Origin of the sequence: Marinobacter sp. UBA5687, from assembly GCF_002420325.1 — a bacterium.
Lineage (GTDB): Bacteria > Pseudomonadota > Gammaproteobacteria > Pseudomonadales > Oleiphilaceae > Marinobacter > Marinobacter nauticus.
Window position 1 is genome coordinate 44,435 of record NZ_DIHV01000124.1, and the last position, 13,104, is coordinate 57,538.

The window sequence follows — 13,104 nt, forward strand, 5'->3', positions numbered from 1 at the left end:
GGTACTGGAAAACCTGCAGGGCATGATCGGGTCCATTCAGAATCTGAGTCGCGATCTCGGTGCGGGTGCGACCGAACTGGCCACTGCCGCCCGGGACAACAACGATGGTGTGACCCGCCAGACCGACTCCATTTCCATGGTGGCCACCGCTATCAACGAAATGCAGAGTGCGATTGAAGAAGTAGCCGGGAACGCCTCCCGCGCCGCAGAGATCACTCGCGAAGCGGAAACCAAGGGAAACAACAGCGCCCAGATCATCCGCAACTCGTCGAAACAGGTGCACCGCCTGGCCGCACAGATTTCCAAAGCGGTTGAGGTTATCCGCAAACTTTCTGCGGATTCCGACAACATTACTTCGGTGCTGGATGTCATTCGCGGCATTGCCGAGCAGACCAACCTGCTGGCTCTGAACGCCGCCATTGAGGCTGCCAGGGCCGGTGAGCAAGGCCGCGGCTTCGCCGTGGTGGCGGATGAGGTCCGCACTCTGGCGCAACGCACCGGCCAGTCGACAGAAGATATTCAGACCATGATAACCGCGCTGCAGACCGGTGTTTCGGACGTCGTGAGCGTAATGGAGACCGGCAGCAAGGAGGCCACCGAAACCGAACGGCTGGCAACGGAAGCGGAACAGGAACTCCAGGCCATTCTGGAAGCTATCTCCAGTATCACCGACGTCAACACCAGTGTGGCGTCCGCCACCGAAGAGCAGACCCAGGTGGTAGATGAAATTAACCGGAGCATTACTGATATCAATGATCTGGCTGCGGCCAGTGCCGATCGGTCCAAAGCCATCGATGGCATTGCCAAATCGCTGGAGAGCTATGTCAGGGAGCTGGAACAACAGACAGGGCGGTTCCGGGTTTAACCGGACCGCCGCGTCATCGCCGGAAGGATCCGATTACTGGCGAATGCCTTCTACCGAGATTTCGATTTCCACGGTTTCGGAGGCTTTGCCAAGATCCATGGGAATGCCAAAATCCTTCAGGCGCAACTCGGTTTCAGCCTCAAAACCCATGCGATAGCCTCCCCAGGGGTCTTCACCGTGGCCAACCAGCTCAGCATCCAGGGTGATTTCCCGGGTAACGCCACGCAGAGTCAGATCACCAATGATGTCCGCCTCACCGGCCTCGTCAACCACTACGCGCTTGCTTTTGAACGTGGCTTCCGGGAACTCACTCACATACAGGAAGTCTTCGCTGCGCAAATGCTTGTCGCGCTCGGCATGGTTGCTGTCAACGCTGGAGGTATCGATCGTTACTGATACAGAGCTGTTTTCGGGGTTGTCCGCATCGTAGGTGAACTCACCATCAAAATCGTTGAATCGACCGTACAGCCAGCTGTAGCCCAGATGGGAAATCTTGAAGGTTACGAACTGGTGCGTGCCCTGGGTATCGAAGGCGTAAGTACCGCTGTGCTCGTTTGCCTGCACAGAGGCAACCATCGCGGCTGAAATGGCTGAAGCCAGAAGAATCTTCTTCATTATTCACTCCTTTTGAGTCTGTTTTGCGTTGCGTTAAGAGAGTTAGCTGTCCCGGAACTGTCAGGCCAACCCAAGCATTCTGCGAAGCGTACTGTCCCGGTCGATCAAGTGATGCTTCAACGCCCCCAGCGCATGAACGCCGGCCAGGACGACAATCGCCCAGGTGCTCCAGTAATGGATGGCTCCCGCCGTATCTTCGAGGCCTTTCACCTGGCCTGTCACCGATGGCACCTGAAACCAGCCGAACACATGGATCGCAGAGCCGTCAGCCGTTGAAATCAGATAGCCACTGATCATGGCGACAAAGATCAACAGATACAGCGCCACATGCGCCAGGTGAGCAGAAACCACCTCCCAGCGCTGGTGATTGGGCAAAGGCCTGGGCAGCGGGCTTAACAGCCGCCAGACCAGTCTGAGCACCATCGCCATGAACAGGAGAATACCCACGCTGCGGTGGATGTCCGGCCCCTGTCGGTACCAGGGATCATAATAAGAGAGATCGACCATCCAGAAGCCCAGGGCAAACAGGCCGATAATGGTGACGGCCACCAGCCAATGCAGCAGGATTGCCACCCACCCGTATGCGTCTTCTGAATTCTTTGCCTGCATAAAAACAATCGCCTCCGTTGCTGATGTGGACCCAAACGGCTTTTCCACGTCCTCCAGATAAGATCAGCATAGTCTAGAAGGACAGAGAGCTGACCAAAATCAAAATGTTTTGCTGGCCTGCATCAGATTTTCTGACCATAGCATCCACGATCCGCAAACACTTGACAGCAACCACTTTGGTCGTATGCGGTTTTACGGATTGTTGAAAATTATGACAGCGATAAACTTTAACCATACTTTTAATCCGCCCCGTCCGGGGCCTCAGTGACCGAGAGGAAACGACATGGAACTTGAATTTGACGAGTCTGTGGTAGTACCCAGCAACAACTGATTTGATACAGACCCGGCTACTGCCGGGTTTTCTTTACCACCGTTTTAATGCCTGAAAGATACAAACTGTTTCGTCTTTTATGCATTAAGTAGTGGTAATGGTTCTTGTTTTTTGGCAACCTTCGACGAATTGATGAGGTAACGCCTGAATTTCAGGCGTCCGTGCCAGGGACACAGGCACAGTGGCTAACAGATTGGCGTGTACTTCAGTACTGCGCCAATGTATTCGTTGAAGGGTACAGACCTGCCTATGTCCCACAATCTTCCCGATTCGCTACCCGCGCCGGAAGTAGACCTGCTTTCCCCCATGCTTAATCAGCAGGGTCAGGTGTGGACAGCGGATTTTCGCGGGCTCAAACTGCGCACCGCCCTTCAGCCGATTTACAGCATTTCCCACAAACGTACCGTCGGTTATGAAGCCCTGATCCGGGCCTTCGATAACGACAATTCAGCTGTTCTGCCTTTGCACCTGTTCGAGCTGCCCGCATCCGAAGCCGAAAATCTGTTGCTGGACAGACTCTGCCGGTACTTGCACATTCGCAACTACAGCGAGATCAAGGATCAGGTCAACTGGCTGTTCCTGAACGTCTCCCCGAGGGTGGTCACCTCCGGCTCTCAATCCGATTCCTTTTTTGGACAATTGCTTGAGAAAACCGGGCTGCCGCCACATCGAATCGTAATGGAAATCGTTGAACAGCCAACCGACGATGCTGAACGGCTACGGGATACCGTTGCCTACTACCGCAAACTGGGGTGTCTGACCGCCATTGACGATTTTGGTGCCGGGCACTCCAATTTCGAGCGCATCTGGAATCTGTCACCGGACATCGTCAAGCTGGACCGTACCCTGCTGACCCGGGCAACCGAAGATCGCCGCGCCAGGCAGATACTGAACGGCATGGTATCCCTGCTGCATCAATCTGGCTGCCTGGTGTTGCTGGAAGGAGTGGAAACCCGGGATCAGGCCATGATTGCCATTGATGCCGGTGTCGATTTTGTACAGGGCTTCTACTTTCGTCGGCCCTGCCTGGAGCTGGACGAACTGCCCCAGAGCACAATGAATTTCGAGGATTTGCTCGAAGAGTACAAAAGCAGCAAGCAGATTAGCCACGATCCAACCCAACTGGTCGTCAACCATTTCAGTGGGCCTTTCCGGCGGGTGATCGAGCGCCTGCAGAAGGGCCTGTCCATGGACCAGGCCTGTTTTGAACTGCTCAGCCACCACACGGTTTCCCGCTGCTACCTGGTGGACGACCAGGGCGTTCAGCTGGAAGACACTCTGGTTTCGGAGTCCGCCGTTAAAAAGCAGGACCCAAGATTCCGACCACTGGAAAACACCAGCAGTGCAGACTGGTTTCGCCAGCAGTATCTCCGCCAGGCGCTGGCCCAGCCAGAGAACATTCATGTGACCACTCCCTACCTGTGCGTCACTGGCGCCTACATGTGCGTGACCCTGTCACTGGCCTTCCGTCAGGACGGCAAACTGCGGGTACTCTGCTGCGATATTCTTGCCAACGCGGATCACAACCCGTAAACCACGGCAATCACCGCAACCGTTACCAACCCCACCAGCACATTCATGGGCAACCCCACTTTCACGAAATCTGAAAACCGGTAGCCACCGGGACCAAACACCATCATGTTGGTCTGATACCCCAATGGCGTAGCGAAGCTGGCGGAGGCTGCCATCATCACTGCAATAACAAAGGGTTCTGCGGGCACCCCCATGCTGCCGGTCATCGACAGCACAACCGGAATCACCAGTACGGCAGCGGCGTTGTTGGTGATCACTTCCGTCAGAAACGACACCGCGCAGTAAACCAGAAACAGCGTGAGCAGCACCTGCCCCGCACTGAACGCCAGAATACCCTCGGCCATAAACGCAGCTGCCCCAGTTTCTTCCAAGGCCGCCCCCAGCGCAAAGGAGGCGGCGATGGTAAGAATCACCGACACATCCACCGACTTCTGGGCCTGACCCACCGAGCAGCAGCCGGAGAGAATCATCAAAGAGGCCCCCAGCAAGGCGGCGTTGAGCATACTCATTACACCGCAGGCCGCCAGACCCACCAGTACCAGCAGGATCGCCCAGGAAAGCCAGGCCCGGTCATGGCGCGGCGTTTCCGTTTCCAGGTCGTTGATGAGCAGAAAATCCTTGTTGTAGCGCTGACGGCTGACGAAGGCCGGACGCGCCTCCAGCAGCAGGACATCGCCAGGCTTGAGGCGGATGTTGCCGAGGTTGCCCGACACCCGCTCGCCACCCCGGGCCACCGCCAGCACCACGGCGCCGTATCGGTCCCGGAACCTTGCGTCCCGGATGGTCAGGCCCAGCACATCCGATTGCGGAGACAAGGCGGCTTCCACCAACCGCCGCTCGGCACGATCCTGACTGAGGCTGGGCTCATCGTCGTGCACCGACGGCACGATGCCGTTGATGCGCAACAGGTCTGAAATCGCCTGGGTATCACCGGCAAACACCAGCCGATCACCGCCACGCAGCCGTTCTTCCGAAGGCACGGCCGTGACCACACTGCCGTCCCGTTCGATTTCCACCAGGTACAATCGCTCCAGTTCCCGCAAACCGGCCTCACCCACCGTTTTGCCCACCAGCGGGCCTTCAAAGGACACCGCCACTTCCAGGGTAAACTCCCTCATGGAACCAAACTTCTGCTGGTCCTTACGGTCTGGCAGCACCCGCGGCATGACCAGAAGCATGACCGCCAGCCCGATAATGGCCACTGGTAAACCAACCGCTGTAATGGAGAAGATCGAGAACCCGGCCTCACCGGTCAGTTGCTGATACTGGCCATTAACAACCAGATTGGTGCTGGTGCCAATCAGTGTCAGCGTGCCGCCCAGAATGGCGGAGTAGCTCAGCGGAATCATCAACTTGGAGGGTGAAATACCGATCTTCCGGGACCAGGCATGGACGGCGGGAATCATGGTGGCAACCACCGGCGTATTGTTGAGGAAGCCACTCAGCAGGGAAACCGGAAGGGCAATGCGGGCCTGCGCGGAACGGACCGATTTCGGGTTGCGAAGCAGGTGGTTGACCAGCAGATCTACACCGCCGGAATGATGAATACCGGCGGCCACCACAAACATGGCCACCACGGTGATCAGACCGCTGTTACTGAACCCGGCCAGTGCCTGGTCGGCGGAGATAATGCCACCGGCACTGAGCACCACCAGCACCGCCATCATCACCAGATGCGGCGCAAAACGGCCCGAACTCATCAATAACAGGGCGGTGAGCGCCAACCCCAGGGAAAACCATCCTTGCCAGTCCATAACTCGGTCTTTTCCGGTTTGAAAGCTGGCAGGATAGCGAGGCAGAGCAATTCTGAGAAAGAATAACTATCGATTTTTATAGCATTCTATGGAATATCAAACCGCCACGTCGGCCATGTTTCCGTAAGCTTCCAGCCAGGCCCGGCGATCGGAAGCACGCTTCTTGCCCAGCAGCATGTCCATCCGCTCGTCGGTGTCATCCCCTTCTTCCAGAGTGAGCATGACCAGGCGGCGGGTGTCCGGTGCCATGGTGGTTTCTCTCAACTGTAACGGGTTCATCTCGCCCAGTCCCTTGAAGCGCGTTACCTGAATCTTGCCTTTGCGATTTTCAGCCGCCAGGCGGTCGATGATGCCCTGTTTCTCGTGTTCGTCGAGGGCATAGAAGGTTTCCTTGCCGAGATCCACGCGGTACAGAGGGGGCATCGCCACGAACACGTGCCCGGCCGCCACCAGCGGCCGGAAGTGTTTCACAAACAAAGCGCACAGCAGCGTGGCGATGTGCAGGCCGTCCGAATCCGCATCGGCCAGGATGCAGATCTTGTTATAGCGCAGGCCGGCAAGGTCGTCAGAGCCAGGATCCACACCAATAGCAACGGCAATATCGTGTACTTCCTGGGACGCCAGGATTTCACCCGAGTCCACTTCCCAGGTATTCAGAATTTTACCCCGCAACGGCATGACCGCCTGGAATTCCCGATCCCTGGCCTGCTTGGCGGAACCTCCGGCGGAATCACCTTCCACCAGGAACAACTCCGATCTCGCGGTGTCACCGCCGGAACAGTCCGCCAGCTTGCCGGGCAACGCCGGGCCAGAGGTCACCTTCTTTCTGGCCACCTTTTTGCTCGCCCTCAACCGGCGCTGGGCATTACTGATAAACAGTTCCGCCAGGGCTTCGGCAATGTCGGTGTGCTGGTTCAGCCACAGACTGAAAGCATCTTTCACAACCCCGGAGACGAAGGCAGCGGCTTCCCTTGAAGACAGCCTCTCCTTGGTCTGGCCGGAAAACTGGGGCTCCTGCATCTTGAACGACAGTACATAGGCCACCCGTTCCCAGATATCCTCGGGCGACAACTTTACCCCCCGGGGCAGCAGGTTTCTGAATTCACAAAACTCCCGCATGGCTTCCAGCAGGCCGGTGCGCAGACCATTGACGTGGGTACCACCCTGGGCAGTGGGAATCAGATTGACATAACTTTCCAGCACCGCATCACCGCCCTCCGGCAGCCACTGGATAGCCCAGTCCACGGCTTCCTTGTTGCCGGAGAAACTGCCGGTGAAGGGTTCCAGCGGCACCGCTTCAATATCGGCCAGAGCCGTTCTCAGGTAATCCCGAAGACCGTCCTCGTAGAACCACTCGTCTTTCTCGCCGGTCTTCTCCTGCAGAAAGGTCACCGTCAGTCCCGGGCAAAGAACCGCCTTGGCACGAAGGTTGTGGCGCAAGCGGCTGACCGAAAAATTGGGACTGTCAAAATATTTGGGGTCCGGCGTGAACTTCAGGCGGGTACCGGTGTTGCGCTTGCCTACGGTATCAACCACTTCCAGCTCGGAGGCTTTGTCACCGTTGGCGAACGTCATCCGATGCACCTGACCATCCCGCTTGATGGTCACTTCCAGATGCGTGGACAGGGCATTGACCACGGAAACACCCACACCGTGCAGACCACCGGAGAAGTTGTAGTTGCCCTGGGAGAATTTACCACCGGCGTGCAACCGGGAAAGGATAAGCTCCACCCCGGGCAGTCCTTCTTCCTTGTGCAGATCGACCGGCATGCCCCGACCGTCGTCCTCCACACTCAGGGAATTGTCGCTGTGCAGCACCACATCAATCCGCCGGGCGTGGCCGGCGAGGGCCTCGTCAACGCTGTTATCAATGACTTCCTGGGCCAGGTGGTTGGGCCGCGACGTGTCGGTATACATCCCCGGGCGCTTGCGCACCGGATCAAGACCGCTCAGGACTTCAATGGCATCGGCGTTGTACTGTTGCTCGCTCATAGGAATGGCACGGCTCCGCAAATGATCGTTGCGCCATAGCTTAGGGATTCAGGCTGAAAGATCAACGGTTGTTTTGTGGCGGCGCCAAGTGGTTTCAGTTTTCAAGCGTCCGAACCAGTGGCTGCTCAGTCAGGCCCTGCACACGAATCTGCTGCCAGCCGCGAGGCTCAACCGCAAGTACCGCACAGGGCGAGGTGACCACCTGGGCCACCATCATGTCCGGCGCCGGTTCATTCACATGCATGTCGAGCACCAGACTCTCGCCTTGCGCCAGCGCAGACTGGAGCCCGACGCTGTAACCGGCGGTTGGTTTCTGGCCGAGCGTGACCATCACCAGTGCCTCCCGGCTCAGATCAACCTTGCGCACCACATCCGTGGCCATATTCTGGCCGCTGACATCCAGGAGCGCTTCGCGATCTGCCTCCGAACGCACAAACGCCACCCCCGGCCCGGTCAGGCCGCAATACGCAGACTGGGTAATCTGCCGCACCATTACGCCCTCACCCGCGCTGGGTCCGCCCGTGGCGCTACACGCCGCCAGAAGCAGCATCGCAGCGGAGGTGATAAATGGTCGAACCAGAGTCCTTTTCATTGAACTGCTTTTACTCCGTCGTTGGTCGAAGGCGCCTGGTCAGGCTGCAGTAATCTGTAACCTTTAAACCCGGGCCTGGGAAGGATATCAGGGTTGGAGGTAGAAATGGTTGGACGTGAGAAACTGGTGGTCATGCGGATATCAGACAGGCTTTGGCCGTCTTCTATGGTGATCACTTCTCGCAAGCCTGAAACAGGATACTCCGCACAGGCTTCACCCGCCTGACAAATCAATCCATCTCCATCTAGATCTGTTCCAGCAACCAGAAAGTACTCACCAGGGGTAACTTCAGAAAGCCGTCTCGGTTCTTCTCCATCGTCCGGCTCAAACCTGAAGCGATACTGACCGTTCTCGACATCTGCAACGACCTGAGACTGCGCAAGATAAAAGCCGCCATCAGTCGGCTCTTTGCTTACAAGCAAGACGAAATGTCGCCCGGCATCTCGAGCACGCTCATCGCTGAGCAGCTGCCCGATGACGGGGATGCTCAATGTGTTCGGGGATAGATCGACCTCGTATGCAATATCAACGACCCCTCTGGCTGGCTCATCGGGGTCCAGGAGATCTGGTTTGAGTGTCAGCATTAATTCCAGATCACCACTTTCTGCACTCCCGGATAGTTCAGCGCCCAGCCATTCCGGCTGACTCGCGACCATTTCGGCGGAAACCGAGGCGTCTCCGAATTTCTGAATCTCAACCAACTGTGTTGATATACCTTCATTGCTAAGGCTAACCACGGCGGGTGAAGCAGAAAGGACAGTGACAGGTTCACCGTCGATAGCCTTGGCCACAGCTTTGCCTGCATCGATAATCCCCCACCCCAGGCGATCAGTTCTGCCATCCTGAGGCTGTGTTAGCAGTCCCGATTCTAACCACCCCCTAACGGTTACTGTGTTCAGGTTCGGCATTTCCGACTTCATCAAGGCCAAAACACCAGCTACATGCGGCGATGCCATGGAGGTGCCCTGCAGCCCACGATAACCCGGCACAGAAACACTTCCACGACGCTCTCCGCTGGTCGACCAGACCACGTCGGCCAGGCCATCAAGATTGCCATCCCGGCTCGCATCGCCCCCAGGAGCCGCAAGGTCAATCCAGCTACCGAAATTGGAATAAGAGGCGGGGCGGCCTCCAGCGTCAACGGCACTGACTGAAAGCACATGACTGGATGCCGCCGGATACGACGGTACTGACGTAGCCGAATTTCCGGCGGCTGCCACAAATAGCAGACCTTCACTCACTCCATATCGCAGCGCGCTTTCCAGCGCTTCGATCTGGGGCAGCCCACCCAGACTCATATTAACGACCTGAGCTTTTGGCGATCCACCGCTGGTTTCACCTGTTACCCAGCGAATCCCGGCTATGAGCTGATCCGACGTACCAACGCCACCCTCACCAAGCACACGCACCGGAACAATCTTGCTTTCAAAAGCAATTCCGCCAATCCCCTCATTGTTGAGGGCGGCCCCGATAGTGCCTGCTACGTGGGTGCCATGATAAACATCTCCGCCAACGCTACTTCCGGGATCAACCGGCTCACCACCATCGATAAAATCTCGACCTTCCGGGGCGACATTCTGCTGAAGATCCGGATGCCAATGACCTTCACTGTCTTGCAGAAGGCCGCTATCCAACACAGCAACGTGAACGGGCGTCAAGCCAGCGTTACCGATCTGCCAGGCGATCGGCGCATTAACGAGGTCGTAGTGCCAGTTCAGGGAATAATCTGGTTCATCAATCGGCGTAGCCTGGGTGCGAAAGAAATAATTAGGAACCACCGACTTGTATTCCGGCCGCTTTCTCAGCTCTCTGATCCATTCAAGCGTGATCTGTTGGCCAGCAATCCCACTATTTGCCGCTGATGAAGTCGCCACTACAGGCATTGATACCAGCCAGTCCGCACCGCCCAAATGCCGCCCTGAGACTCCAGCATTTACGGCGAAACTACTGGTCTTTCCCTCCGCCATGGAGACCAACGCCTCGCCCTGAACAAAGTCATAGTCAGGCCAATCAAAATTCAGTTGTGTTGCGGTTCCGACGGAGTTCTTGGATATAACGTAACGGGCAGGCCCACTACCGAGAGTACGCACTGTCAGGCTGTATTCCCCTTCCGCTTCATCCCCCAACTCGACAACAACACGAGACCCGGCACTTCCAGTCTCCGCGCTATCGACTATTCTTCCGTTATCCGTCAGTTCAATCCTTAGTGCCGGATTACCTGCCCGACTACCAAAAGCCTCGAGTACAATCGCCTGGCCTTTTGCCATAGGCACGTTGTAGAGGTCCTCAGCATCGCTCTCGTAGCTAAAAATAACGCCTTGATCCGTGAGCGTCGGATAGCTCCCACCACTGCCTGCCAGGTAACCGGCCAGCACAAAGTTGTCCGGCAGTCCCAGTGAAACGGTCGCAGGTCTCGCCCCATCCAGCCCCAACTGGTCCATCGTGTCCTGATCAACCCGGCTGTTGGCTTCAATACTGATAACCCCGGAAAGCGGACTGGGCGGCGCTATCGGTGCAACGGCATCGGAACCGCCCGAACCACCGCCACAACCGGTGAGCAATGCCATCCCTGGCACCACAACAAAAGCAAGAATCGACAATCTCACGGCGTCTCTCTTATTCTTTGTTGAAACTGTTCACAGAGTATACGGCCAGACATCCCTGATCGACCTGTGTCAGACCTTCACGGGCCCCATGAAAAAACCCGCGGGCCTTGGCATCGCGGGTTCTTTCATAGTACTTCGCTTCTCCTGGCCTTACAAAGCGTAGAAAAGCATGGGCACAAAGGCCACCAGCAGAAGCGTGGGAATCATCACAACCAGCGGCAGCAACAATCTCTCATAGCGGTGCCAGAAGGTGCCGGTACGTTCCGCTGCCAGCACTTCGGTTTCACCCACCACCTGCCGGGTCAGCAGGTGATTCAGGGCAACCGGCGGGCTGAGATAGCCAAGTTCAAATGCCACCAGGCAGACGATCCAGAAATGCAGTGGATCAATGCCAATCTGTAGGGCCGGTTGGGCAATAGTGGCGGAAACCAGTATGACGGCACCGAACGGATCCATCACCATCCCGATCACCGTCAGCATGACCACGATTACCAGCATGGCAATCCAGGGGCTGGTCAGATCCTCCGGGAACAGGGCATGAACAATATCAGAACGCTCAAGAATACCGCCCAGGCAAATCGAGAAACCAATCAGCGCCAGTAGTGCGCCAATGTGCACAGCCGAATCGCTGGCAGCCGCTGTGCTTCGGGAGAAAAACGCACTGGTACGGCTCTGGCCTTCGTCACGGCTATTCCGGCCGGCGTCCAGGGCAACCAGCGCCAGCATTACCAGCGGCAAAATCAAAGGCGCACTGTACTCGTTGAATTGAAGCCCCAGGATCGCCCAGATGGCCAGGATCACTGCCGTTGCCGTCAGTGCATAAGGCAACAACGGTCGCAGCTCCATGACGGCCGCGCGGAATGCACCCGGGGCCGGCCTTGGTCTCCAGTTGCCTTCGGTCTTACACACCACAAAGGAGAACAGGGTGGCCGACATGATGAACACCCAGAACCCCCATCCATACATTTCGGTGGTGGTCACTTCCTTGTTCAGTGCGGCAACCACCACAATCAGCAGGCAGGGATTGAGCACCACCCCAAGGCTGCCCGACATGGCGGTCGTGGCCAGTGACAATTGACGCCCTGCCCCGGCCCGCCGAAGCTCGTCGTAGACAACCCCGCCCACGGCCAGAATGAAAATGCCGGAGGCTCCGGTAAATGCTGTCGGGAAGGCAGTGGCAAAGATGATTACCGAAGCCAGCAAGGGTGCAGGCAGATTGAAGGGCTTCACCAAGTTCAGCAACAGCTCTGGAACCCGGGTCTGTTTGAGCATCATGCCCACCAGCACGTACAGTCCGATGTTGATGAACATGGAGGACAGGTTCGACATCATGCCGAAGTAGATTGCCAGCCCGGAGGAGTAGCCATCCACAAAGAAAAAATAGCTCATGGCAATGAAGCCCATGGTGCAATACAGCGGCACCACAAGGCCGGAAGCCAGCGCCAGACTGCCCGCCCTCATTCGCTCCGGCACATAGACGAAGCGAAAAGCATTGATGATCATGAACAGCCCGAACACGCCTGCCCAGGCGTACTGCAGGACAATGTTCGCCTCAGACCCCGGAGACTGAGCCAGCCGGCCCATGTAAGCGTTCAATGACAGCACCATCAGGCCGTTGATGACGAACTGCACGCCCTGGCTTAAACGCCACTCCGCCCGATTGCGGGGCAGACGCAAAGCAATGTGGTCGGCATCCATTGCGGCAATGGCGGCAGCCAGAGCAAACATGCCGATAAACAGGAACTTAGTCAGGTCTATGTTATCGAGCAGGAAGTCGGCCAAACCCTGCTCTACAGCCTTGTAGACACCGAGCGCCCAGGTGGCGTGTTTCTGGTTTTCGGCAAACTGCAGGTGGCGCTGCTCACACAGCGCCAGGTTACTCTGCAGGGACTGCCGGATAGCCTGGGGATCCGGCGGCGAACTGAACAGGTCGTCCGGGTCTGGCTTATAGGCCTGGACCCGTCGCTCTACCTCTTTATCAATGTCCATGAAAAGGTTGCAGGTAGGCTCTGTTGCATCCGGATTGAGCAGGTAATAGTTAGGCCATACCTGCTCGCCGACCCATAGCAACCGGGAGTGGAGCGAGTTGCCCATCCCCAGCAGCAGGGTGGCCAGAAGCAACAGCAGCAGAATCATCCCATGCAGTCTGTGCATGGGATACAACGTTCTTACGCCGGTTGCAGTCATTGCGCGCCAGTTCATGGTCA

General features: G+C 57.1%; 9 protein-coding genes. 2 read left to right on the plus strand and 7 right to left on the minus strand.

Features of this window, described 5'->3' with window-relative positions:
• Positions 1-865 (plus strand): methyl-accepting chemotaxis protein (locus B3Y70_RS13465; RefSeq protein WP_288589946.1); only part of this gene is annotated, 865 nt, incomplete at its 5' end.
• A gap of 33 nt (positions 866-898) precedes the next feature.
• Here the strand turns inward: B3Y70_RS13465 and B3Y70_RS13470 are convergent.
• Both B3Y70_RS13470 and B3Y70_RS13475 read right to left on the minus strand, forming a co-directional pair.
• Positions 899-1,480, minus strand: coding sequence for a YceI family protein (locus tag B3Y70_RS13470; protein WP_011786235.1), 582 nt, complete (start codon positions 1,478-1,480; stop codon positions 899-901).
• Between the two features lie 60 nt (positions 1,481-1,540).
• Positions 1,541-2,089: a cytochrome b gene (locus B3Y70_RS13475; RefSeq protein WP_113879990.1), complete on the minus strand. Its 549-nt coding sequence runs from the start codon at positions 2,087-2,089 to the stop codon at positions 1,541-1,543.
• A gap of 580 nt (positions 2,090-2,669) precedes the next feature.
• On the opposite strand from B3Y70_RS13475, the gene B3Y70_RS13480 reads away from it, so the two are divergent.
• Positions 2,670-3,953 carry an EAL domain-containing protein gene (locus B3Y70_RS13480; protein WP_011786237.1) on the plus strand — a complete coding sequence of 428 codons (1,284 nt, stop codon included), beginning with the start codon at positions 2,670-2,672 and terminating at the stop codon, positions 3,951-3,953.
• Here B3Y70_RS13480 and B3Y70_RS13485 read toward each other — a convergent pair.
• The 5 genes from B3Y70_RS13485 to B3Y70_RS13505 all read right to left on the minus strand — a co-directional run bounded on the left by B3Y70_RS13485 (position 3,941) and on the right by B3Y70_RS13505 (position 13,099).
• On the minus strand, positions 3,941-5,707 hold the full coding sequence (locus B3Y70_RS13485) for an SLC13 family permease (protein ID WP_273030408.1): 1,767 nt from the start codon (positions 5,705-5,707) through the stop codon (positions 3,941-3,943). The genes B3Y70_RS13480 and B3Y70_RS13485 overlap by 13 nt on opposite strands.
• A 96-nt stretch (positions 5,708-5,803) precedes the next feature.
• Entirely contained in the window at positions 5,804-7,699 is a 1,896-nt protein-coding gene (gene parE, locus B3Y70_RS13490) for a DNA topoisomerase IV subunit B (protein ID WP_011786239.1), read from the minus strand.
• Positions 7,700-7,793: 94 nt separating this feature from the next.
• Entirely contained in the window at positions 7,794-8,291 is a 498-nt protein-coding gene (locus B3Y70_RS13495; protein ID WP_273030410.1) for a protease complex subunit PrcB family protein, read from the minus strand.
• Entirely contained in the window at positions 8,288-10,897 is a 2,610-nt protein-coding gene (locus tag B3Y70_RS13500) for a S8 family serine peptidase (RefSeq protein ID WP_272999323.1), read from the minus strand. The genes B3Y70_RS13495 and B3Y70_RS13500 overlap by 4 nt, the downstream gene beginning before the upstream one ends.
• 150 nt (positions 10,898-11,047) lie before the next feature.
• Positions 11,048-13,099, minus strand: a complete 2,052-nt coding sequence (locus B3Y70_RS13505) for a TRAP transporter large permease subunit (protein WP_114434156.1) — start codon at positions 13,097-13,099, stop codon at positions 11,048-11,050.
• Between the last annotated feature and the right edge of the window lie 5 nt (positions 13,100-13,104).